Raw genomic sequence first — 22,211 nt, forward strand, 5'->3', positions numbered from 1 at the left:
GGGCCCGGTGGCAGGGCGGCCTGCCCCCGGATCCCGGGCGGGACGGCCGGTCCCGCCGGTCACCCCGAGCGCCGCGCGAACCGCGGGCGCCCCCGCGTCGGCTCCCGCCGGCCTCAGCCGCACCGGCCGGCCGGCCGGGCCCGGGTCACCACGTTGCTGACGCCGGTGGTGGCGTCGAGCCACAGCACCCGGGTGCCGGCGGCGGCCGCGGCCGACAGCTGCTCGCCCCGGTTGCAGGACACCCGGCGCGGATCCTCGCCGTCGGACGCCGCCGAGAACTGCCAGAGCTTGGCCAGGTGCTCGTTGCGGATGTCCGGGAGCGGAGTGCGGGCCTCCATCGTCACCGCCTCCTCGGAGGCCGTCACCTCACGGACGTTCAGCGCCGCCGGGCCGGTCTCCGGACTGAGGTCCGTGACGCCCGATCCGTCGAGTCCGGCACGGCGCAGGGCCGTCGTCCCGTCCTGGCTGATCTCGTCGAGCAGCCAGTAGACGTGCCGGCCGGTGAGGGCGGTCGGGCCGAGACCGGCCCCCGGGGCGGCCTGCTGGACCACCGTGCTCTCACCGGTCGCCACGTCCAGCAACCGGGTCGTGTACTCGTACGTGCTCCGGGCCACCCGCTGCCGTGTCTGGTAGGCGATCCTGCCGTCGCTCAGCGACGGGAAGAACGCCTGGCTGTAGGTGCCCCCGCCGAGCGAGACCTTGTTCGCCGGATCCTTCAGACTCAGATATGTCACCCCCCGCCGTCCGCCGTGGTTGTGGTGCTCGAAGGTCACGACGTCGCCCTCGACGGCCACGGAGGGACCCGTGCCCCGGCCGGACCACAGCTGCTTTACCGGACCGCCGGCCAGCGGTCGCGCCAGCACCTCCACGGGTCCGGACCCGTACGCCACCCACACCACCGTCCTGCCGTCGGTGGCCGGATTCACGTGGTAGCGGCCGTCGTTGGGGCTCATGAGCTTCATCTGGCCCTTGCCGTCCGTGCGCCCGGCCCACACCGAGTACGGCTCGGAGCCCTCCTCGTCGGACCGCGACGCCGCCCACCAGCCGCCGCCCGCGCCCAGCCGCGAGTCGTAGGTGTTGACGCGTTCGAGCACCACATCGGAGTCGACGCCGAGGGCCAGCTCCCAGTTCGGGACGATGCCGTGGGCGTTGAACGCCCGCTGCACGGCCGTGAGACCCTGCCCGCCGACCTTCAGGTCCTTGGCCGCGGCGATCACCGCGGCCCGCCCCTGGGTGAAGCCGTCGAGCGGGGTGAGGTACTCGGTGAGCGCCTTGTACACGACGGCGTCGGCGAGTTCGGGACCGAGCTCCTCCCGGATGTCCCACAGGGCACCGGAGAAGAGGGTGGAGTTCAGGTGGACGCCGCCGTTGTCGGTGCCGAACCCGACACCGAGGAAGGACCCGCTGGTGGTCCGCCCGTCGTTCAGGTCGCGGAGCGCGCACGCGCGGGGGGTCCTGGTGCGGCACAGCGCCTCTCCCACGAGCCCGGCATCCGGGCTGTCCATGGGGATGCCGAGGACGTCCGTCTCGACGGCGTTGCCGAAGTAGTCCGCGATCGCCTCGTTCAACGCGCCGGACTGGCCCGCGTAGACGAGGCCGGCGGAGTGCTCGACGACCCCGTGGGTCATCTCGTGGCCGACGACGTCCAGCGCGGCCGAGAGCGGGCGGTACTCGTCGTCGCCGGAGCCGTACACCATCTTCCGGCCGTCCCAGAAGGCGTTGACGTACGGCTGCCCGTAGTCGGTGACCCCGACGAGGGAGTCGATCGTCATGCCCCGCCCGTCGAGGCTGTTCCGGCCGTGCCTGTTCCTGTAGTAGTCGTAGACCTGCCCGGCGGCCCAGTGCGCGTCCACCGCGCCCGCCTCGGTCGCCTCGGCGCCGAAGGCCGGCGTCGGCGAGGCGAACTCCTGGAGGGTCTCGGGCCAGGCGCCGGCCCAGTCGCTGGCCCACTTGCCGCGCGCGTCCCAGGTGGCGAGGACACCGCCCGTGTCGCCCGGGATGCGGGAGCGGTCGCGCAGCACGTAGGCGCCGCGCGACTCGTCGCGGGTGACCTGGAGGTCGACCGCCGTGCCGTCCAGCTTGACCCCGGAACCGGCCTCGGCGGGGACGGGTTCCTCGGCGAGGCGGCTCGCCGCCCGCCCCCCGGCGGCCGCCCGCGGCGCGCCGAACGTCTTGATACCGCTGTACTGGAGCACCGGATACCCGGCCCGCGCGTCGACGTACACCTCGCGCAGCACCGGCTCGCCGAGCGCCGGATCGGTGCCGCGCACGGTGACGTGCCGGGTGAGCACGCCCGTACCGGAGGGCAGGACGACCAGGCCGTGGGAGGTCCCGGTGAGCGGTGTCCCGTCCTCCTCCGCGGCCTCGAACGCGTCGAAGTCCTCCCTGCCGAGCTCGCTCACCACGGCGTCGACCGCCCGCTCGACGGCGAGCGCGTCGTCGACCTCGGCGGCGGTGTCCGTCCGCAGCCCGGTGAAGTACTTGCCCGAGGTGCCGGTGACCACTCGTCCGCCGTCCCGCCCCCGCTCCATGCGCACGATGTACTCGCCCCCGAGGACCGGCACACCGCGGTGCTTCTGCCGCAGCCGTACGACCTCCTGGCCGCCGTCCGCGGTGACGGTCTCCGCGGGCGTCAGGTCGCGCTCGGCGTGCGCGATGCCGTAGCGGTCACGCTGCGCGGCGAGGTACGCGCGTGCCGCGCCCGCCGCGTTCCGCGCTGCCGGAGCCGGCTCCCGGATGCCCTCCACCAAGGCGGGTGTTCGTGTCGTCTGCCCGGGCACGACCTCGCCCGGGCTCGGCGGCGGCGGTGCCGCCTCGGCCGCCGTCGCCTCGGCGGGCACCACCGAGACGACGAGTGCGGCGACGCCGATCAGCGCCGCCGCACCGGATATGCCGCTTCTTCGGGCTTTGGACGATCTCGTCCGTCTGCCGGAACTCGCTCTGGACCGACTCACGGTCCCCCCCCCATCCCACTGGAATCGAACCGGCGGCGGACGCCGCCGGGCAGGGCCATGAAACCCATGAGGTGCCGGGGTCTCAATGGGGCAGGGGTTTCCACAGGCCATTTCCGGCCCCGTCGGGGCGGTGCGGGCGGGCCAATCTCCCCGCGGGGTGAGGGGCGTGAGGAAAGATCGCTCACGGGCGATGACTTCGCCCCGGAACAGCGGTCCCCCTCGTGGAAGCCCTCGCCGGACGCCCACCCGGTCCGGCCCCGAGGCGCTGCAGAACTCGACCGGCGACAGGAGAACCTCCCACATGACCGATCCGGAACGGACAGCGGACCGCGGCCGCGGGACCGGGGTCTGGCCCTTGATCCGCGCTCAGCGGGCGGCGCTGGCGGCCGATCTCGCGGATCTGACCGACGAGCAGTGGACGACGCCGTCGTTGTGCGCCGGGCTGACGGTGCGTGAGGTGCTGGCGCACCTCACCGCGGGCGCGAGCCTCGGCGCCGTGCGCTGGCTGGCGGGGGTGATCCGCTGCGGGTTCGACTTCGACAAGCAGGTGGCCATGCGGCTGGCCGAGCAGCTGGGCACGACCCCGGCCGAGACCCTCGAGCGATTCCGGCACGCCGTCCCGAGCACCACCAAGCCCCCCTTGCCCGCCATCGCCCTGCTGGGCGAGACGATCGTGCACGCGGAGGACATCCGGCGCCCACTGGGCATTCGTCACGACTACCCGATCGAGGTCGTCACGCAGGTGGCCGAGTACTACCGGGGGACGGACCTCGTGGTCGTCGCCAAGGGACGGATCGGCGGCCTGGAACTCGTCGCCGACGACGGTCCCTTCACGACGGGTTCCGGGAAGCTCGTGTCCGGCCCCACCTTGGCCCTGGTGATGGCCATGACCGGACGCGCGACCTGCTGCGACGACCTCGAAGGCGACGGTGTGGAACTCCTGCGCAGCCGCTGCGGGACGGCGTGACCCGCTCTCCCGGCATCGAGCCCGGCCCGCACCCGTGGCCGGTGCGGAGCCCGGGCCGATGAGGATCTTCCCGTCGTCCTCCCGTCGACGGCCCGGACGGCTCCGACGGGCTCGTCCCCGGAGCGACGGCGGGCGCGGATGCCGCGCGCCTTCCGCCGCTGAGCGGGCGGGACGTCGCCCGCGCGAGGCCGAAGACGCCGGCGGAACCGGTTCCCGGCACCCGTCGGGCGGCCCGCGCCCGGTGGAGCGCCGGGCCGGTGGGCGGTGCGGCGGATGACCCGCCTCCGGGTCAGCAGGAACTGCCGCAGGACGACGAACCGCTCCCGCACGACGACGAGCTTCCGCAGGACGACGAACTGCTGCCGCAGGACGACGAACCGCTCCCGCACGACGACGATCCGCCGCTCGACGAACCTCCGTCCGCGCCCGCCTCCCACCAGGACGAGTGGCCGAGGGAGCCGCCGGCGCCGTGCGCCGATGTCCCGCCGTGCGCGCCGGCTCCGATCGGCCACGCTCCAAGGCCGGGCCCGGCACTCCCGCTGCGCGCGGTCGCCCGCGTCCCCAGATCGTCCCAGGCGTGGCGCCACGCCCGGCGCACCATCCAGGTGACCACCGTGACGAGCACCAGTACGCACCCGCCCACCAGCACGAACGCGATCACCATGACGTTCCCCCTTCCGTCGGGCCCGCGCGCCGACTGCTCGCAGGATGCCCCGCGCTCCGGTGAGCCGAAGCGCCCTTTGAGCAAGCCCAGAGCTTCGGCGTGCCACGGCCCGGCCGGACCGCCGCCTCCGCACGAGCCCGGAGCGGCTCCCGCCGGTTCCTGGCTGGCCCGGCGCGGTGCGGTCCGCGGCACGGGAGGGCGCCGTGGGTCCGGACGGTGCGGTTCCCGATGAACGGCGCGGGGGCCGCGGAAGCCCGTGGCCCGGTCGTGGCGGCTGTCACCGGGACGGCCCGCCCGCGAGAACTGCCCGGCGACCCCGATCGCGGCCCGTGCCCCGTCCTTCGGAGCGGCAGGTCATGGGGCGAGTCGGGGCCGGCCTCGGCGGGGCGGTGTCACTCGCAGTAGACCCGCATCTTGGAGCCGGGCTCGTCGAGGTCGACGACCATGTCGTCGAGGTGTTCGATGAGGTCCTCCAGGTGCTGCGGCTTGAGTTCGGCGAGGTCGATCGGCACGCCGGCCTTGTCCAGCTCCGCGTTGACCCTGGTGACGGCCGCCGGCGGGAGGAGGGCGGTGAGCCGGACGCCGGCGCGCAGCAGCTGCAGCGGGATGCGGATGTTCATCCGGCTGGCGCCGTCGCCGCCGGTGCCGTCCTCGGCGTCCATCACCACGCGCAGGTACTTGGGGCGGGCCTTCGGGCGGGACGTCGCTCCCGGCGCCTCGGGCCGCTCCCGCTCAAGAGCCCCGATCAGCCGCTCGGCCTCGTCCGCGGTGAGTTTTCCCTCGGCCAGCATCTCCAGGATCTGGCGGCGCTGCTCATTCATGGTGTGCTCCTGCTTCTCCCGAGTCATCTGACGCTGATCAGCAGGGCCGTCCGGCCCTGCGCCATCTCGAACCGGGTGCCGGGCAACGCCCACAGCACCCGTGCGGCCCCGCGCAGCGCGCCCGCCGGGCTGACGCGGAAGATGCGGCAGGCGATGCATCCCCCCAGCACGGCGAGCAGCAGCAGCGGCGACAGCACCAGCGCCACCGGCACGACGGGGAGGTGCACCCGCACCCGGCGGCCGTCGGACCGGCGCACGCGCACCGTGACCAGCTGCGGGATCATCGCCCCTCCAGCTCGGCCAGGGCGTCCTCGGCGCTGATCTCTCCCCGGCGCAGGCGGTCGACGACGTCGGCGGCGCCGGTGGGCGCCGGGTCGACGTCGACGAAGTCGAGCTGCTCGGCGATCCGCTTCAGCCGGGACTTGACCGTCGGGTAGCTCACCCCGAAGACCCGCTCCATCTCCTTGATGGAGCCGTGCGCCCGGACGAACGCGGCGACGAACACCTGGTCGTCGGTGCTGAGCCGGGCCAGTTGCGGCGGCTCGAACCGCCCCTCGATCGCGACGCCGTTGTCGGCGAGGCGGACCCGCTCGACCACGAACGGCCGGCCGCGCGTCAGCTCCGTCAGGTCCTGCCAGTCCACCATCGGCTCCCTGCTCTGGGCGACCTATTCATATTTCATGTCTACCTTGAGATTTTTAAGGAATCAATGAGTAAGTCTTTATTTTTTCAATCCAGGACTTTGATGTGTCGGTGCCGGGGCCGGCTCCGCCGCCCCCGCGGAGCCCGTCCGCATCCGTCGCGCGGGCGCCGGCGGACGCTCGTCCGCCGGCGGGCGGCCCGGGCGTCCGGTGAATCGGGAAAGGTCCCTCACCGCGCGGTGCGCAGCCCGAGGACGTACGCCGCGGTGAGCGCGACGGCGCGATCCTCGTCGTGTGACAGGTCCGCGAGCGCCCGTGACGTCGTGATCCCCGGGACACCGGCGAGCGCCTGGGTCAGCCGCCGGCGCGCGGACGGCTCGACGGTGCCGCGGGCGAGGCGGTCGACGAGCCCGGTGGCGATCCGGTCCGCCGACGCGGAGTCGCTCGCCAGCGCGCTCAGCGCATCGGCCGCGTCGACGTCGTTCGTACCCTCGACGATCATGTCGATGAGCGTCGGGACCGCGTCGGCCGCTCCCCGTGCCCCGAGCGTCAGGGCCGCGCACCTGCGGACCACGATGTCGGAGTGCGTCAGGGCGTCCCGCAGCAGTGCGGTCGCCGCAGCGTCCGGAATCTCGGCGATGGACTGGACGGCGCGTTCGCGCACCTCGGCCACGGGTGAGCCGAGGCCCTCCGCCAGCAGCGCCAGTCCGTCACCGCCCGATCGCGCCAGAGCCCATCGGAGCGCTCCGGCGACGTTCGGGTCCGTCTCGCCCAGCACCGCCTCGACCAGGGCCGCCACCGGCACCGGAACCCCCTCGGTCGGGGACAGGGCCGCGCGCTGGCGCTTCCCGGCGCTCTCCGACCCCAGGTCCTGCAGGAGCGCGACGATCCGGAGGACGTCCTCCCAGCCGTCGGGTTCCGCGGCGCCGATCCGGCGGAGCCGCCCGAGCAGCTCCGTCTCGTCCGCGATGCGCTCCCGCGTCCGGCGGATCAGGTCGCCGACGAGTTCCGCGGGCGTGAAGCCCGGATCGTCCAGCGCGCGCCCGACCTCACGCAGCGACAGTCCCAGGGACCGCAGGCTCTCGATGTGGAAGATCCGCCGGATGTCCTCGCCGGAGTACTCCCGGTAGCCGGCCCCGGTACGGCCCGTCGGCCGCACCAGGCCGAGCGATTCGTAATGCCTGAGCATGCGGGCGCTGACCCCGGACCGCCGCGCCACCTCGCCGATCAGCACCGCTTGTCACATCCCCGGTCCGGTCGTGCCGAGAGCCACGATGCGCTTCGCCTCCTCGACCGCGAACCCGAGGCCGGCGTCCGGGTCGCGCAGCATCCGTTCCGTGGCGGCCGCGTGCCGGCGCACATCGGGGCCGGGACCGGTCATCGCGGCGCGCAGGACCGGCACGATCACCTCGCCGAGCGCGACCAGCGCCCGGCTGAGGCTCAGCCAGGTCTCCCGCTCGCCGCGCCCGAGCTGTGTCGCCAGTACTTCGGCCAATTCCGTCTCCTCCCCCTCGGGTACCAGGACGACCGCTGCCCGCCAGGCGCTCCGCGCCACCTCGTCGTCGGCATCGGCCAGCAGCGCCCGGGTGATCGCGGGCCACGCCCGCCGGTCCCCGACCTTGGACAACGTGTGCAGCGCCTGGCTTCGTGCCTGCGCACGCTCCGAGCGGAGCTCGGCGACGAGCCTGGGGACCGTCGTCGACGGGGAGTGGCGGGTGAGCGCCCATGTGAGCATGTCACGCACATGGAACTCGGGCTCGACCGCGCATCGTTCGACGAGTCCGTCGACGAACCCGGGGTCCGGGGCCGTGCCCGCCCGCAGCGCCGCCCGCAGCCGCACCGACGAATCGCTGTTCTCCAGCCCCCGGAGAACCCGCGTCATGTTCGTGTCCTGTTCCGGCATGGTCATCCGGACCACCTCCTCGGTCGCAGTGAAGGCCTTGCCACCGTGTCAAGGTCAAGCGGGACCGGCGCGTCCCCGGTTCGCTCCGCCCGGTCCCGCGGCGGCCCCCGAGGCGGGCGGCCCCCGCGGACGCGCGGGCGCGGACAGTCGATCAGACATCCGGGTTGTACGGCGATGAGCGCATTGACCGGGCAGGTGCGAGCCGATTGCATGAACGTGAGTCCTGGCCGCGGAGCCGGGGAGACGTGTCGACCGGGGGGAAGAATGCGTCTTGGGGGCAGAGCGGCCGCCGTCGCCGCCGTGGCGACGGTGTGCGCGGCCGTGCAGACGACGCCCGCGGGGGCGTTGGAACTGCAGCCGGGCACCGTCTACGCGAACGTCACGTCCGACGACGTGATGGGGAACGGACCGAGCCGGTACGCCGCGATCAGCGCCAACGGCCGCTATGTGGCCTTCTGGTCACAGGCCTCGAACCTCGCGCCCGGCGACACCGACGACGTCCACGACGTCTACGTGAAGGACCTGCGGACCGGGCGGGTGCACTGGGCCAGCGACCTGGCCGACGGCATGGACGCGGGAGCGCCGTACACCGCCCCGGCCATCAGCGCCGACGGCACGCGGGTGGCCTTCCCCACCCTGGACGGGACGCGGGCCTATACGTACGACGTGCGCACGGGCCGCACCGAACTGGTCAGTGACGGCACCCACGCCCGGTTCAGCGGTGCGAACGCGCCGTCCATCAGCGGAAACGGACGGTACGTGACCTTCACGGCCCGGTCTGCGCAGGACCCGGCGGGACGCTCCCGCATCCGTCTGCGCGACCTCGGGCGGGGCACCGGCGAGTGGTTCGACGACCCGGCGGCCGGCGACGAGCAGCGGGTCGCGATGGTGTCCCTGAGCCATGACGGCCGGCGCATCGCCTACCTGGCGTCGGACCCCGGGGCGGACGACCCCGAGGACGGCGGGACCCACGTCTACGCGCTCGACCGCCGCACGGGCGAGCGGACCCGGATCGACCCCGAGTGCGAGGACGACCCGGCCGAGCACGGGGTCGACGACCCGGTGATGGGTCCGGACGGCCGTCACGTCGTGTTCCGCTTCAAGTGCCGCACCTTGCGGCCCACAGGCACCAACGACGCCGGTGACGTCTTCCTCAGGGACCTGGGGAGCGGAGCGCTGCGCCGCGTCCTGGGCCCGAAGCCGCAGTTCGCCACGCACACCGGCCGCCTGAGCGCGGACGGCCGGCACGTCGTCTTCGTGGCGGCCGAGGAGCGGGAGCCGCGCGGCCCGCTCCAGGTGATCTACCTGCTGGACCTGCGCACCGGCCGCACGGACATGATCACCGCCCGGCCCGACGGCACCGCCAACCAGAGGCCGGCGTCCGGCCCGACCCTCGACGCGCACGGCCGCGCGGTGGCGTACGACGCGGTACCGCGTGACCTGCTGGGGGAGCCGTCCGCCGCCGGCGACCGGCAGGTCCTCGTCACACGTCCGCGCTGACGGCCACCGCCCCCGACGCGACGGAAGCCGCCGGGACCGGCGGGTCGGCCGGGGTCAGCTCCTCGGCCGGCCGATGGCCACCATCCAGGGGACGCCGAAACGGTCCGTGCACATGCCGAGCACATCGCCCCACACCTGCTTCTCCAGCGGTACGACCACCTCGCCGTCGGCGGACAGCCGCTGCCAGCAGCCGCGCAGTCCGGCGTCGTCGTCGCCGCTCAGGCTCACGGCGAAGTTGTTGCCCGGGATGTGGTCCGTGCCGGGCGGGACGTCGGCGCCCATCAGGACCAGGCCGTCCGGGGTCTCCAGCATGCCGTGCATGATCCTGTCGGCGCCCGGGGCGTCCGGCGGGCCGAACTCGGCATAGGTGCTGAACCTGAGCGTGCCGCCGAAGATCTCCTGGTAGAACTCCAGGGCCTGCCGGGCGTCACCGGCGAAACTGAGGTAGGGATTGAGACGCACGGCCATGAAACCTCCCAGAACGGGCAAATAGTTCGATGGGCGCAGAGTAGCGCGCGGCACCGGCGACGGCCCGGCGACGGCCCGGCGACGGTCAGCCGCCGGTGTGCGGCCACCCGTGGTGGTCCAGCAGCCAGCGGCCGAGGAGGGCGCCGCCGTGCACGACGAACCCGACGCCGATCAGCCAGGACTCCACCACGAGAACGATGCCGACGGCGCCGTAGCTGATCGCGTTGGTGACGATCAGCGGGGTGAAGACGAAGTAGGAGAAACCCCGCAGCCCGATCAGCCCCGCCATGGTGGCGAGCGCGCCCGGCAACAGGTCCCGCGGGCGGACCTGGCCGCCCAGCAGGAAGTACTGGCCCCACCAGAAGAACAGGACGCCGGTCGCCGAGACCAGCGCGATCCGCAGCGGCCCGGGCAGCAGGACCCGGGTCTGCACCTCCTGGTAGAGGTACGCGGTCAGCGCGAGCAGCCACACCGCCTGCCGCCAGACGCGGTGCCACGGGCCGGCGGGCAGGCCCCAGATCCGCTCGTAGCCGTTCTGCACGCTGCCCGCGAACGTCACCCCGAACACGACGAGCGCGACCCCGCCCAGCGCGCTCGTGGTGCCGATCACCGTGCGCGGCGGGCTGATGACGTCCGTCAGGACCTGCGCCGAACGGCCGGACAGCCCCATGCCGTCGACCAGCCAGGACGCGAAGCCGCCGCGTCCCAGGGGATCGGCGGCGGCGACCACGATCAGCAGCGGGGCCAGGGTGACCAGGGCCAGCGTGGCGAAGCCCAGGGCCCGGTGCATCAGCTCCAGATCACGGCCGCGCCGGACCAGGTCGTAGGCGCCCAGCCGGTTCCAGCCCCGGCGGACCAGGCCGGCCAGCCGGTTCACGGCCGGCGCCCCGTCCGCCGGGCGGGCGGCCACGGTGATCCGCTGACGACCATCTTCCGTCCGACTCCCGCAGGGCCCGTCGCTCGCTCACGGATGTGGCCCCGGGTGACCGTCCCGCCGACCGGGCAAACACCCGGGCCGCCCGGCGGCCGGCCGGGGAAGGCGCCCCGGCCGGCCGGGACGCCGGCCCGAGCGGACCCGGCCGCCGCCGCGGGGCGAGCGCGCCCGGCCGCCGGGGCGGACCGCCCGGGGGCCGCGGGAGCCGGGCGGGACCGGTGCGGCACGGCACCGGGATCCGGGGTACCCGGCGGACGGAGACCGCTCGAAGGGGGACCACCGCGGTGACGGACCGGACCTGGGAGTACGAGGGGTACGACGCCTCGGCCGAGCGCCTGAGGGAATCGCTGTGCACCCTCGGCAACGGCTACTTCGCCACCCGCGGGGCGCTGCCCGAGTGCGCCGCGGACGACGTGCACTACCCGGCCACCTACGCGGCCGGCTGCTACAACCGGCTGACCTCGCTCGTCGCGGGCCGCCGGGTGGAGAACGAGGACCTGGTCAACCTGCCCAACTGGCTGCCGCTGGCCTTCCGGCTCGCGGACGGCCAGTGGCTCACGCCGGAGACGGCGCCGGTGCTCCACCACCGCCAGGTCCTGCACCTGGACAGCGGCCTGCTGGAACGCGCCACCCGGTACGGGCTCGGCGGGGACCGGGAGCTGTCCGTGCGGCAGCAGCGCCTGGTCCACATGGCCGATCCGCACCTGGCCGCCCTGCGCACCGAGTTCACGCTGCACGGCCCCGGCGCGGCGGAGCTGGTCGTGGCGGCCGCGCTCGACGGGGGCGTCACCAACGCCGGGGTGCCCCGCTACCGCGACCTGGAGGGCCGCCACCTCACCCACGTGCACTCCGGCACCGCCGCACCCGGCACGGTGTGGCTGCGCTGCCGCACCCGCACCTCGGACATCCGCATCGGCATGGCGTCGCGCGTGACGGCCGGCGCGCCCGTCCTGGACGAGCACGAACCCCCGCGCGCCGTCCAGCGGACCCGGCTGCGCCTGGAGCCCGGCACCACCGTCACCGTCGACAAGACCGTGGCCCTGCACACCTCGCGCGACCCGGCTATCAGCAACCCGCTGCAGGCCGCCCTCGACCGGGTGGACGCCGCCCCCGGCTTCGACGAACTGCTGGGACCGCACCTGACGGCCTGGGCCCAGCTGTGGCGCCGGGCCGAGCTGGAGGTCCCCGGCGAGGCGGGCCACATCCTGCGTCTGCACCTGTTCCACGTGCTGCAGACGCTCTCCCCGCACACCGCCGACCTGGACGTGGGCGTACCGGCCCGGGGGCTGCACGGCGAGGCCTACCGCGGCCACGTCTTCTGGGACGAGCTGTTCGTCCTGCCCTACCTCAACCTGCACTTCCCCGAGGTGTCCCGCGCACTGCTGCACTACCGGCACCGGCGTCTGGAGCGGGCCTGCGCCGCGGCCCGGGCGATCGGCCGGCGGGGCGCGCTGTATCCGTGGCAGAGCGGCAGCGACGGACGCGAGGAGACGCAGCAGCTGCACCTCAACCCCCGCTCGGGGCGCTGGCTGCCGGACCACTCCCACCTCCAGCACCACGTCGGGTCGGCGATCGCGTACAACGTGTGGCAGTACTGCGAGGCCGGCGGCGACGCCGAGTTCCTGCACACCAAGGGCGCCGAGATGCTGCTGCAGATCGCGCGCTTCTGGGCGGACTCGGCCGTCTGGGACGACTCCCTGGGGCGGCACCGGATCCGGGGCGTGGTCGGCCCCGACGAGTACCACGACGCCTACCCCGGGGCGGTCCTGCCCGGCCTGGACGACAACGCGTACACCAACGTCACCGCCGCCTGGGTGCTGTCCCGCACGCTCCAGGTGCTGCGGACGCTGCCCGAGCCCCGCCGCCGCGAACTCGTCGAACGCACCGGGCTGGACGGCGGCGAGCTGGAGCGGTGGGAGGAGGTCTCGCGCACGCTGCACGTGCCCTTCCACGAAGGGGTCATCAGCCAGTTCGAGGGGTACGGCGACCTGGCCGAACTCGACTGGGACGGCTACCGCGAGCGGTACGGCGACATCCGCCGCCTGGACCGGATCCTGGAGGCGGAGGGCGACACCGTCAACCGCTACCAGGCGTCCAAGCAGGCCGACGCCCTGATGCTCGGCTACCTCTTCTCGCCGACCGAGCTCCAGGGCCTGTTCGCCCGGCTGGGACACCGGCTGGACGAGGAGACCTGGCGGCGCACCGTCGACTACTACCTGGGCCGCACCAGCCACGGCTCCACCCTCAGCGGCCTGGTCCACGGCTGGATCCTGGCCCGGTGCCGGCGCGCCGAGGCGTGGGCGTTCTGCCAGGAGGCCCTCAAGGGCGACGTCGCCGACCTCCAGGGCGGCACCACCGGCGAGGGCATCCACCTCGGCGCCATGGCCGGCACGCTCGACCTCGTCCAGCGCGGCCTGACCGGCCTGGAGACCCGCGCGGGCGCCCTCCGGCTGGACCCCGTTCCCCTGCCGGAGCTGTCCTCGTACGGCTTCCCCCTCCGCTACCACGGCAACTGGGGCGTACGGCTGCGGCTGGAGCACCGGCACCTGGACATCGCCGTCTCCTCCTCCGACGGCCTCCCGGTCGACGTCCACCTGCCCGACCGCGCGTTCCGCGTCCAGCCGGGCGAGATCTGCCGCCTGGTCCTGCCCGACTGACCCCGCGCGTCCGGTCGCGTGCCGGTGGAGGCTGGAAAGGGGGAACCCGGGGCGTGGGGGACGAGGAGGTGCCGGCATGGTGGATCCGGTGGTGGCCGGGGTGGACGGGTCGCCCTCCAGCCTGGAGGCGGTGGAGGTCGCGGCGCGTGAGGCCGCTCTGCGCGGGACGGGGCTGCGGCTGGTGCACGCCTTCGGCTGGCCGTCGGTGCACGTGCCGCCGGGGGTGCCGCCGTGGCGCCACGGCCCGCCGGGGCTGCGGGAGATGGTGGACGGCACCCTGGCCGGGGCGGAACGGCGGGCCCGCGCGGCCGCTCCGCGGGTGGAGGTCGCGCGGGAGGTCGTCGTGGGCGAGCCGGTGACGGTTCTGGAGATCGAGTCGCGCACCGCCTCCCTGGTGGTGATCGGCAGCCGGGGGCTGAGCGCCTTCGGCAGCCTGCTGCTCGGCTCGACGGCCGTGCATCTGGCGGCCCACGCCCGCTGCCCGGTCCTGGTGGTGCGCGGACGGCCCGATGCGACGGGCCCCGTCCTGCTGGCGACGGACGGCTCACCGGCGGCCCGGGGAGCCGTCGAGTTCGCCTTCGCCGAGGCGTCCCTGCGCGGCGCGGACCTGGTCGCCCTGCACGTGTGGACCACCCGCACCGAACGCGCCTACGACGGCCCGGCCGACCCGCCCTTCGTCACGTACGACGAGGACCACCTGCGCGAGGAGGAGGAGCGCGTGCTCGCCGGGGTGCTGTCCGGCCCCGCGCGGGCGCATCCGGACGTCGCCGTGCACCGCCGGCTGGTGCGCGGCCGGGTGAGGCCCACGCTGATCGACGCCAGCGCCCAGGCCCAGCTCGTCGTGGTCGGCGCGCGCGGCCGGGGCGGTTTCACCGGGCTGCTGCTGGGGTCGGTCAGCCAGGCCGTCCTGCACCACGCGCGGTGCCCGGTCGCGGTCGTCCGGTCCCGCCCGGCGTGAGGGGGCGGCAAGCCGTACCGGCGGGCCCGCGCGGGGCCATGAGCGCTTCTCCCGGTCCGCGGCCCGACGACCTCCGGGGCCTCCCGGGCAACCCCACCGCCGCGGCGGGCACCCCCGGGCCGGCCGACCGCACCCGTGCGCGTCGGCCGCGGGCGCGCCCTTGATCCTTACGGCCGGCCCGCCTAGCCTGCGCTGAACACGTCCGGACAGGCAGGTCGACGATGGCGGGCTCCTCGGATTCCCCCGGTTCCCCGGGTTCCTCCCGTTTCCCCGGTTCCCGGGGCGGTCCCGGTGCCTCCGGTCCCCCCGGGACGGGCGCGGCGGCCCGGCGGCTCCCGGTGGAGACGCACGGCCTGGACGTGATCGGCGACGCCGAACGCAAGGGCGCTCCGCGCACCCTGTTCTGGCCCTGGTTCGGCGCCAACGTCTCCGTCCTCGGGCTGAGCTACGGCTCCTTCGTGCTGGGCTTCGGCATCTCCTTCGGACAGGCCCTGGCCGCCGGGGCGCTCGGCATCGTCTTCTCGTTCCTGCTGTGCGGCTTCGTCGCGGTCGCCGGCAAGCGCGGCTCCGCGCCGACGATGGTGCTCAGCCGCGCCGCGTACGGGGTGCGCGGCAACCGGCTGCCGTCCGCGGTCTCGTGGCTGCTCACCGTCGGCTGGGAGACCGTGCTGTGCGCGCTCGCCGCCCTGGCCACGGCGACCGTCCTCGGACGGCTCGGCTGGGGCGGCGGCACCGGGACCAAGGCGGCCGCGCTCGTCGTGGTCGGCGCGCTGGTCGTGGTCGTCGGCGTGGCGGGCTTCGACCTGATCATGCGCCTGCAGACGGCGATCACCGTGGTCACCGGCGTGCTCACCCTGGTCTACGTCGGGCTCGTCGCCGACCACGTGCGCTGGGACGCCGTCGGAGCCGTCCCGGCGGGCTCCGCGCAGGAGTTCGTCGGCGCGCTGGTGTTCATGATGACCGGGTTCGGCCTGGGCTGGGTCAACGCCGCCGCCGACTACGCGCGCTACCTGCCGCGCACCGCGTCTGGCCGGGGCGTCGTCGGCTGGACCGCCTTCGGCGCGTCGCCGGCACCGCTGCTCCTGCTGGTCCTCGGGCTGCTGCTGGCCGGCTCCTCCGGCGAGCTGAGCACGGCCGTCGCCGCCGACCCGATCGGTGCGCTGACGACGCTCCTGCCCACCTGGTTCCTGGTCCCGTTCGCCGTGGTCGCGGTGGCGGGCCTGGTCGGCGGCGCGGTCCTCGACATCTACTCCTCCGGCCTGGCCCTGCTCGCGGCGGGCCTGCGGGTCCCCCGCTACCTGGCCGCGCTCGTCGACGGCCTCCTGATGATCGCGGGCTCGGTGTACATCGTGTTCCTCGCCGACGACTTCCTCGGCCCGTTCACGGGTTTCCTGACCACGCTGGGCGTCCCCGTCGCCGCCTGGTGCGGCGTCATGCTCGCCGACCTGGCCCTGCGCCGCCGCGGCTACGACGAGCCCGACCTCTACCGCCCGTCCGGCCGCTACGGCGACGTACCCCTCACCCCGCTCGTGCTCACCCTCGCCGCCACCGCGCTCGGCTGGGGCCTGGTCACCAACGCGGCGGCCGGCTGGCTCGACTGGCAGGGCTATCTGCTCGCCCCGCTCGGCCTGGGCGGCCGCACCGGCGACTGGGCGTACGCCAACCTGGGCGTCCTGGCCGCCCTCGCCCTCGGCTTCCTCGGCACCCTGGCGCTCGGCCGCGGACGGGTACGGCGGCAGGAGGCGCAGGCGCCGAGCCCGGCCGACGCGGGGGCGCCGCCGCCGTGACCGGCCCCGGCGGACGGCTCGCCGTCATCGGCGCGCAGCGCGTCTTCGCCGGCCCCGGCAGCCCGTGGGCCGCGCCCCGCTTCGCCGCGGCCGGGGTGGAGGTGTGCCGGCCGCCGCCGACGCCTGCGCGGGCGCGGACGGCGCCTCCCACGCCCGGGCGCTGCCCGTCATGGACCTGTACCGGCCGCTGATCCGCGTCACGACCGGTGCCGGGCCGGTCGGCGGGGAGAGCCGACGTCCCGCACGGCCCGGCACGCGCCGCGGGCCCCGGCGCTCCGGGCGGCGCGGACACGGCGCGGACGAACCACGCGGACCGCGCAGGATTGCCCCGGACGCGACCGGGTACGCGGGGCTGGACCGCGCCCCGGGGCGAGCGCGTCCCGGGCGGGCCGCACGACCGTCGCTATCAGGGAACCTGCCATGGACACACCCGCGAACGACAACACCGCCACGCCCGCCCAGCGGGCCCTGGACGCGCTTGTCGAGAACACCGAGGACCGGGCGGCGCTGGACGCGCTCGCGAGCAGCGACGTGCTCGTCCCCGTGCCCGACGACGCCGACGACGCGGAAGCCGCCGACCCCACGGCCGTGGCGCTGCCCGTCCTGGAACAGCCGGGCGGCACACCGGTGGTGCCCGTGTTCACCTCGGAGCTGGAGATGACGGAGCTGCTGCCGTTCGTCTCCCGCTACCGCCTGGTGCCGCTGGGCGCGCTCGCCGCGCAGTGGCCCGCGGACGACCTCTCGCTGTCCATAGACGGCAACTCCGACCACCGGCTCACCCTCACCTCGGAGGGGGTGCGCACCCTGCTGGCCCGCCCGCAGGGCTGACCGTTCCGTCCCGCCGGGAGGCGTACAGCCGGAAGGCGCGCATCGGGCGCTGCGCCCGCGGCGCCTACTCGCCCAGCATGCGCGCCAGCACGGCCCGTTGCAGCGGCAGCACCTGCGCGTGCAGGTCACGGCCCTTGCGGGTCAGGGCGACCCACACCCCGCGCCGGTCCTCCGCGCAGACCGACCGCTCCACCAGGCCGTCCTTCTCCAGCCGGGCGATGAGCCGGGACAGCGCGCTCTGGCTGAGGTGGAGCCGGCCGACCAGGTTCTGCACCCGGCACTGCCGCCCCTCCTCGGGCGCGGCGGACGCGAGGACGTCGAGGACCTCGAAGTCGCTGGCGCACAGGCCGTGCGGGTGCAGCGCCCGGTCGATCTCGCACATCGTGCGCGCATGCACCGACAGGATGTTCCGCCACTGTTCCTCCAGCCGCGTGCCGGCCGTTTTCGCTGCCATACCTGCACGGTAACACCGCGCCGCACATTCGTTGAGTGTGCAATTAGTGCATGCGCAAGGACGGTGGGGAAGGGCGGTCGGCGGACGGCTACCGCGCCGACAAGGTCTTCCGCGAACCGGCCGAACCGGCACGGGCGCCGGCCGAGGTCCGCCGTGTGCTGGACCGCCGAGCAGCGCGCCCGTGCGGAGCGGGACCGGCTCTTCGCCGCCGTGCCGGTGCTCGTGGCCTCGGCCACCGCCCGCGGCACGGACGACCGCCTCCGGCACGGCGGAAGCCGCCCCCGCCACCGCGTCACCGGCCGCCCTCGTCAGGCCGACCCCCGCTTCACCAGCTCCGTCGGCAGGATCACCGCCGCCGGGTCCTCGCCGCTCATCTGGGCCAGCAGGACCCGGACCATCTCGGTGCTGATGCGGTCCCAGGGCTGGCGGATGGTGGTCAGCTCGGGGCTGGCGGCGACGGCGGCGGGGGAGTCGTCGAAACCGCCGACCGCGACGTCCTGCGGCACCCGCCGCCCCGCCCGCTGCAGCGCCGTCAGCACGCCCTGCGCCATCAGGTCGGACGCGACGAACACCGCGTCCATGTCCGGCGCCCGGGCGAGCAGCCGCTCGGCGCCCGCCTCGCCGCCGGCCCGGCTGTAGTCGCCCTCGACGATCAGCTTCTCGTCGAGGGCGATGCCCGCCTCGGCGAGCACCTCCCGGTAGCCGGCGAGGCGTTCGACACCGCCCGGCGTGTCCAGCGGGCCGGTGACCACGCCGATCCGCCGCCGGCCCAGCGAGAGCAGATGCCGCACCATGTCCCGGGCGCCGTCCCGGTCGTCGGCGGCCACGTAACTCACCTTCGAGCCCAGCCCGATCGGCTTGCCGCACGCCACCAGCGGCACCCCGGCCGCGCGCAGTTCCTCGGCGACCGGGTCGCCGGAGTGGCTGGAGACCAGCAGCACCCCGTCGACGTGCCCGGCGGTGATGTACCGCGTGATCCGCCGCCGTTCGTCCGGCGTGCCCGCCAGCATCAGCAGCAGCGCGATGTCGTGCGCGGCCAGCGCCTGGGTGCAGCCGCGCAGCAGAACGTTGAAGTTGGGGTCCTCGAAGAACCGCTCCTGCGGCTCGGTCAGCAGGAAGCCCACGGAGTCCGAACGTCCGGTGATCAGCGAGCGGGCGTGCCGGTTGACGACGTAACCCGTCCTGCGGATCGCCGCGTTGACCGCCTCCTGCGCGGCCGGGCTGACGTAGTGGCCGCCGTTGAGCACCCGTGAGACGGTGCCGCGCGAGACTCCCGCCTCGCGCGCCACGTCGTGGATCGTCGGCGCCCTGCGTCGGCCCCCGGTGTTGCTCATGCTCATGACTTTACGGCCCCGGAGAGCAGATCGAGGCTCCAGAACCGCTGGACGACCAGGAACAGCGCGACCAGCGGCAGCACCGCGAGGAACGCGCCGGTGATCACCAGCGTGTACAGCGCGGGCGTGTTGGCGCCCTGTTCGAGCAGGGTGTGCAGACCCAGCGTGATCGGGAACTTCTCGTCGTCGCTGAGCATGATGTACGGCAGCAGGAAGTTGTTCCACACGGCCACGAACTGGAACAGGAACACCGTCACCAGGCCGGGCACCATCATCGGCAGCGCCAGACGCGTGAAGATCCGCCATTCGCCCGCGCCGTCCATCCGCCCGGCCTCCACCACGTCCGCGGGCACCGCGGCGGCGGCGTAGATCCGCGCCAGGTAGACGCCGTACGGGGAGAGGATCTGCGGGAGCAGCACGGACAGGTACGAGTCCGTCAGATCGGCCTCGGCCAGCAGCAGGTACTGCGGGACGGCCAGGATCACCGGCGGCATCAGCACGCCCGCCAGCAGCACGTTGAACAGGGTCTCCCGGCCGCGGAAGCGGTAGGTCGCGAGCGCGTAGCCGCTGACCGCGGACACGGCCGTGGACAGCAGGGCGCCCAGGCCGGCGTAGAGCGCGGAGTTGCCCATCCACCGCCAGTAGACGCCGTCGCGGTAGGCGCTCAGGTCCGAGAGGTTCTGGGCGAAGCCCGTGCCCGGCAGGAAGGTGAAGGTGGAGAACAGCTCCCGGCCGGACTTGGTGGCCGCGATGACCACCCAGGCGACCGGCAGCAGACAGTAGACCGCGCCGAGCAGCAGCGTCACCGTCGGGACGAACGCGATCCGGCGGCGCAGCGGGGGCCCCTGGGCGGCGCCGGGCGTGGTGCCCGCCGCCGGCTGGGCCTTGCGGACGGCGAGAGAACTCATCGGGCGGCTCCTTGACTGTCGTCCCGCTTGGTGCGTCGGTTCGCGGCCCGCAGGAAGCCGAAGGACAGCAGCAGCGTGACCAGGGCGATGACCGTGGCCTGGGCGGCCGCCGCGTGCACGTCGCCCTTGCCGAAGGCGTCCTGGTAGACCTTCATCAGCGGACTCCAGGTGGTGGACACGGAGTTGGTGAGCGGTTTGAGGGTGGTCGGCTCGCTGAACACCTGGAGCGTCGCGATGATCGAGAAGAAGAAGGTCAGCACCAGCGAGGGCGCCACCATCGGGATCTTGATCCGGAGCGCGATCTGCAGCGGCGTGGCGCCGTCCAGCTTCGCGGCCTCGTACACCTCGGCCGGGATGGCCCGCAGCGAGGTGTAGATGACGATCATGTTGAAGCCGGTGCCGCCCCAGACGGCGATGTTCGACAGGGCGAGGTAGAGCGGACCGCCGTCCAGCAGGTCGGGCTGCGGCAGGCCCAGCCGGTCGAGCACGAAGTAGAAGGGACTGACGTCCGGCAGGTAGAGGAAGCCCCACAGCAGCGCCGCCACCACGCCGGGGATCGCGTACGGCAGGAAGATCGCGAGCCGGGTGAAGGGGGCGAGCCGGACCTTCTCGGAGTCCAGCATCAGCGCGAACAGCAGGGCGAGCCCGAGCATGACCGGGACGACGATGCAGCCGTAGCCCAGCACGCGCAGCGCCCCGTCCAGCAGTTCGCCGTCGGAGAGGGCGTCGGTGTAGTTCTCCAGTCCGGCCCAGACCTCCTTGCGGGCGCCGGCGCCCAGGCCGAGCCCGGAGACCTGCACCTTGCGGAAGCTGAGCCAGACGGCGTACCCGATGGGCAGGGCGAAGAACAGCAGGAACAGGGCGGCCGCGGGGAGGAGGAAGAAGTAGGGGGCGCTCCGCCCCCGGCCGCGGGCGGTGGGGGAGGGGCGGGTGTCCGGGGCACCCTCGGCCCCGTACGGCCTCCGGCGTGTCGTGGTGCTGGTCACCGAGCGACCTCGAAGCCCTGCTTCTTCAGGTCGGCCACGGTGTCGTCCTGCATCGTGGCGAGCGCGGCGGCGAAGTCCGACCTGTTCTTGGCGGCGGCGCCGAACGCGTCCTTGAACGACGTGTAGGCGACGTTGACGTTCGGGCCCCAGGCGGCCGGCGCGGTGGTCTTCGCGATCTCGGCGGCCTTGGTGTAGAAGTCGGGCTGGTTGGAGAAGTACTCCGGCGGGTTGGTGAAGGCGCCGCTGAGCTGGGCCGAGCTGGAGGCCGGGTAGATGCCGCTCTCCTTCGCCAGCGCGTTGAGGGCGTCGCGGTCGGTGTTCAGCCAGGCGGCGAACTTCGCGGCGGCCTCCTTGTGCTCGGAGTCGGTGGTGACGCCGGTGGAGGAGCCGCCCCAGCTGCCGGTGCGGTTCTCGCTCTTGGACCACTGGGGGAGCGGGGCCATGGCCCACTTGCCCTTGGTGTCGGGCGCGGCCGTGGTCAGCGTGCCCGGCGCCCACACGGCGCTGACCCAGGCGATCTGCTTGCCGGTGTTGAGGGCCTTGTTCCACGCCGGGGTGTACATCGGCTGGTTGTCGATGACGCCCTCCTCGACGAGACCGCCCCAGAACTCGGCGACCTTCCGGGTGGCGTCGTCGTCGATGCCGACCTTCCACTTCTCGCCCTGGGCCGTCCACCACTTGGCGCCGGCCTGCTGGGCGAGGCCCGCGAACAGGCCGGAGTCGTTGGCGGAGAAGGTGGTGAGGTCCTTGTCCGGGGCCTTCTTCTTCAGCTGCCGGGCGGTCTCGGCGAACTCGTCCCAGGTGGTGGGGACCTTCAGGCCGTACTCCTCGAACAGGTCCTCGCGGTAGTAGAACATCATCGGCCCGATGTCCTGCGGGACCGCGTAGACCGCGTCCGTGCCCAGCGTGGTCTGCTGCCAGACCCCTTCGGCGAACCTGCCCTTCACGTCGTCGACCTCGCCCGATATGTCGGCGAGCGCGTCATTGCTGACCAGCGTAGGGATCGCCTGGTACTCGGCCTGGACCAGGTCGGGCGCCTCGCCCGCCTTGTGCGCGGTGAGGATCTTGGTGACCAGCGTGTCGCCGGACGCCTGCTTCTTCACCGTGACGGTGATCTGCTCCTTCTTGCCCGGGCCCTTGTTCCACAGGTCGACGACCTTGTCCATGCCGGGCGCCCAGGCCCAGTACGTCAGCGAGACCGGTCCCGACCGGGCCCCGCCTTCCTCCTCGGACGAGCCGCAGGCGGCGAGTGCGGTGGCGCCGAGCGCGACGGCGACGGCGGAAGCCACGAGGCGACGGTGCTTCGTGTACGGCATGGATATCTCCCCTGACCTGGGTCCCCGCCTGCTGCGGGAACCTGCCATGCAGATGCGAGCCGGCCCGGGTCCCCGCCTGCCGCGAGTCCCTGCCATGCTTCTGTGAGCGTTCACAGTAGAGAAACGTCCCG

Annotated in this window: 20 protein-coding genes; 6 read left to right on the forward strand and 14 right to left on the reverse strand. The window is 73.8% G+C overall.

The features are described from left to right. Positions 1-113 precede the first annotated feature (113 nt). A complete protein-coding gene (locus ACIBAI_RS07600; RefSeq protein WP_399031855.1) occupies positions 114-2,954 on the reverse strand; it encodes a M4 family metallopeptidase in 2,841 nt (946 codons plus the stop codon). Between the two features lie 301 nt (positions 2,955-3,255). Between ACIBAI_RS07600 and ACIBAI_RS07605 the strand changes: the two genes are divergently transcribed. Beyond that, positions 3,256-3,921: a maleylpyruvate isomerase family mycothiol-dependent enzyme gene (locus ACIBAI_RS07605; RefSeq protein WP_399031857.1), complete on the forward strand. Its 666-nt coding sequence runs from the start codon at positions 3,256-3,258 to the stop codon at positions 3,919-3,921. Between the two features lie 289 nt (positions 3,922-4,210). On the opposite strand, the gene ACIBAI_RS07610 is transcribed toward ACIBAI_RS07605, so the two are convergent. The 6 genes from ACIBAI_RS07610 to ACIBAI_RS07635 all read right to left on the reverse strand — a co-directional run bounded on the left by ACIBAI_RS07610 (position 4,211) and on the right by ACIBAI_RS07635 (position 7,956). Beyond that, entirely contained in the window at positions 4,211-4,585 is a 375-nt protein-coding gene (locus tag ACIBAI_RS07610) for a hypothetical protein (protein WP_399031858.1), read from the reverse strand. 392 nt (positions 4,586-4,977) lie between these two features. Beyond that, positions 4,978-5,406 (reverse strand): SHOCT-like domain-containing protein, encoded by a 429-nt coding sequence (locus ACIBAI_RS07615; protein ID WP_399031860.1) that lies wholly within the window; start codon positions 5,404-5,406, stop codon positions 4,978-4,980. Positions 5,407-5,429: 23 nt separating this feature from the next. Then, the gene (locus ACIBAI_RS07620) at positions 5,430-5,690 is read right to left on the reverse strand and encodes a hypothetical protein (RefSeq protein ID WP_399031862.1); all 261 of its coding nucleotides are present in this window, start codon (positions 5,688-5,690) and stop codon (positions 5,430-5,432) included. Then, positions 5,687-6,052, reverse strand: coding sequence for a DUF2089 domain-containing protein (locus ACIBAI_RS07625; protein ID WP_399031864.1), 366 nt, complete (start codon positions 6,050-6,052; stop codon positions 5,687-5,689). Before ACIBAI_RS07625 ends, ACIBAI_RS07620 begins: the two co-directional genes overlap by 4 nt. Positions 6,053-6,276: 224 nt before the next feature. Next, a complete protein-coding gene (locus tag ACIBAI_RS07630; protein ID WP_399031865.1) occupies positions 6,277-7,281 on the reverse strand; it encodes a HEAT repeat domain-containing protein in 1,005 nt (334 codons plus the stop codon). A 6-nt stretch (positions 7,282-7,287) separates the two neighbouring features. Next, positions 7,288-7,956 (reverse strand): HEAT repeat domain-containing protein, encoded by a 669-nt coding sequence (locus ACIBAI_RS07635; RefSeq protein ID WP_399031867.1) that lies wholly within the window; start codon positions 7,954-7,956, stop codon positions 7,288-7,290. A gap of 258 nt (positions 7,957-8,214) precedes the next feature. On the opposite strand from ACIBAI_RS07635, the gene ACIBAI_RS07640 reads away from it, so the two are divergent. Then, positions 8,215-9,450, forward strand: coding sequence for a TolB family protein (locus ACIBAI_RS07640; protein WP_399031869.1), 1,236 nt, complete (start codon positions 8,215-8,217; stop codon positions 9,448-9,450). A gap of 54 nt (positions 9,451-9,504) precedes the next feature. Here ACIBAI_RS07640 and ACIBAI_RS07645 read toward each other — a convergent pair whose 3' ends face one another. Beyond that, on the reverse strand, positions 9,505-9,918 hold the full coding sequence (locus ACIBAI_RS07645) for a VOC family protein (RefSeq protein ID WP_399031870.1): 414 nt from the start codon (positions 9,916-9,918) through the stop codon (positions 9,505-9,507). Between the two features lie 85 nt (positions 9,919-10,003). After that, positions 10,004-10,795: a ribonuclease BN gene (locus tag ACIBAI_RS07650; protein WP_399032211.1), complete on the reverse strand. Its 792-nt coding sequence runs from the start codon at positions 10,793-10,795 to the stop codon at positions 10,004-10,006. Positions 10,796-11,136: 341 nt separating this feature from the next. On the opposite strand from ACIBAI_RS07650, the gene ACIBAI_RS07655 reads away from it, so the two are divergent. From ACIBAI_RS07655 to ACIBAI_RS07670, 4 genes are all read left to right on the forward strand, one after another. Then, positions 11,137-13,509: a glycoside hydrolase family 65 protein gene (locus ACIBAI_RS07655; RefSeq protein WP_399031871.1), complete on the forward strand. Its 2,373-nt coding sequence runs from the start codon at positions 11,137-11,139 to the stop codon at positions 13,507-13,509. Between the two features lie 76 nt (positions 13,510-13,585). Continuing rightward, positions 13,586-14,467 carry a universal stress protein gene (locus ACIBAI_RS07660; protein WP_399031873.1) on the forward strand — a complete coding sequence of 294 codons (882 nt, stop codon included), beginning with the start codon at positions 13,586-13,588 and terminating at the stop codon, positions 14,465-14,467. 338 nt (positions 14,468-14,805) lie between these two features. Continuing rightward, the gene (locus ACIBAI_RS07665; RefSeq protein WP_399031874.1) at positions 14,806-16,254 is read left to right on the forward strand and encodes a purine-cytosine permease family protein; all 1,449 of its coding nucleotides are present in this window, start codon (positions 14,806-14,808) and stop codon (positions 16,252-16,254) included. A gap of 420 nt (positions 16,255-16,674) precedes the next feature. Beyond that, entirely contained in the window at positions 16,675-17,082 is a 408-nt protein-coding gene (locus tag ACIBAI_RS07670; protein WP_344601214.1) for an SseB family protein, read from the forward strand. A gap of 64 nt (positions 17,083-17,146) precedes the next feature. On the opposite strand, the gene ACIBAI_RS07675 is transcribed toward ACIBAI_RS07670, so the two are convergent. From ACIBAI_RS07675 to ACIBAI_RS07695, 5 genes are all read right to left on the reverse strand, one after another. Continuing rightward, complete coding sequence (locus ACIBAI_RS07675) at positions 17,147-17,536, reverse strand: MarR family winged helix-turn-helix transcriptional regulator (RefSeq protein WP_399031877.1); 390 nt, start codon at positions 17,534-17,536, stop codon at positions 17,147-17,149. Positions 17,537-17,844: 308 nt separating this feature from the next. Then, positions 17,845-18,876, reverse strand: a complete 1,032-nt coding sequence (locus ACIBAI_RS07680) for a LacI family DNA-binding transcriptional regulator (RefSeq protein ID WP_344601210.1) — start codon at positions 18,874-18,876, stop codon at positions 17,845-17,847. Then, positions 18,873-19,778: a carbohydrate ABC transporter permease gene (locus ACIBAI_RS07685; RefSeq protein WP_399031879.1), complete on the reverse strand. Its 906-nt coding sequence runs from the start codon at positions 19,776-19,778 to the stop codon at positions 18,873-18,875. Before ACIBAI_RS07685 ends, ACIBAI_RS07680 begins: the two co-directional genes overlap by 4 nt. Continuing rightward, entirely contained in the window at positions 19,775-20,764 is a 990-nt protein-coding gene (locus ACIBAI_RS07690; protein ID WP_399031881.1) for a carbohydrate ABC transporter permease, read from the reverse strand. The genes ACIBAI_RS07685 and ACIBAI_RS07690 overlap by 4 nt, the downstream gene beginning before the upstream one ends. Further along, positions 20,761-22,080, reverse strand: a complete 1,320-nt coding sequence (locus ACIBAI_RS07695) for an ABC transporter substrate-binding protein (RefSeq protein WP_399031883.1) — start codon at positions 22,078-22,080, stop codon at positions 20,761-20,763. Before ACIBAI_RS07695 ends, ACIBAI_RS07690 begins: the two co-directional genes overlap by 4 nt. Between the last annotated feature and the right edge of the window lie 131 nt (positions 22,081-22,211).

The sequence above is a fragment of the Streptomyces sp. NPDC051041 genome, assembly GCF_044456065.1.
GTDB classification, from domain to species: domain Bacteria; phylum Actinomycetota; class Actinomycetes; order Streptomycetales; family Streptomycetaceae; genus Streptomyces; species Streptomyces glaucus.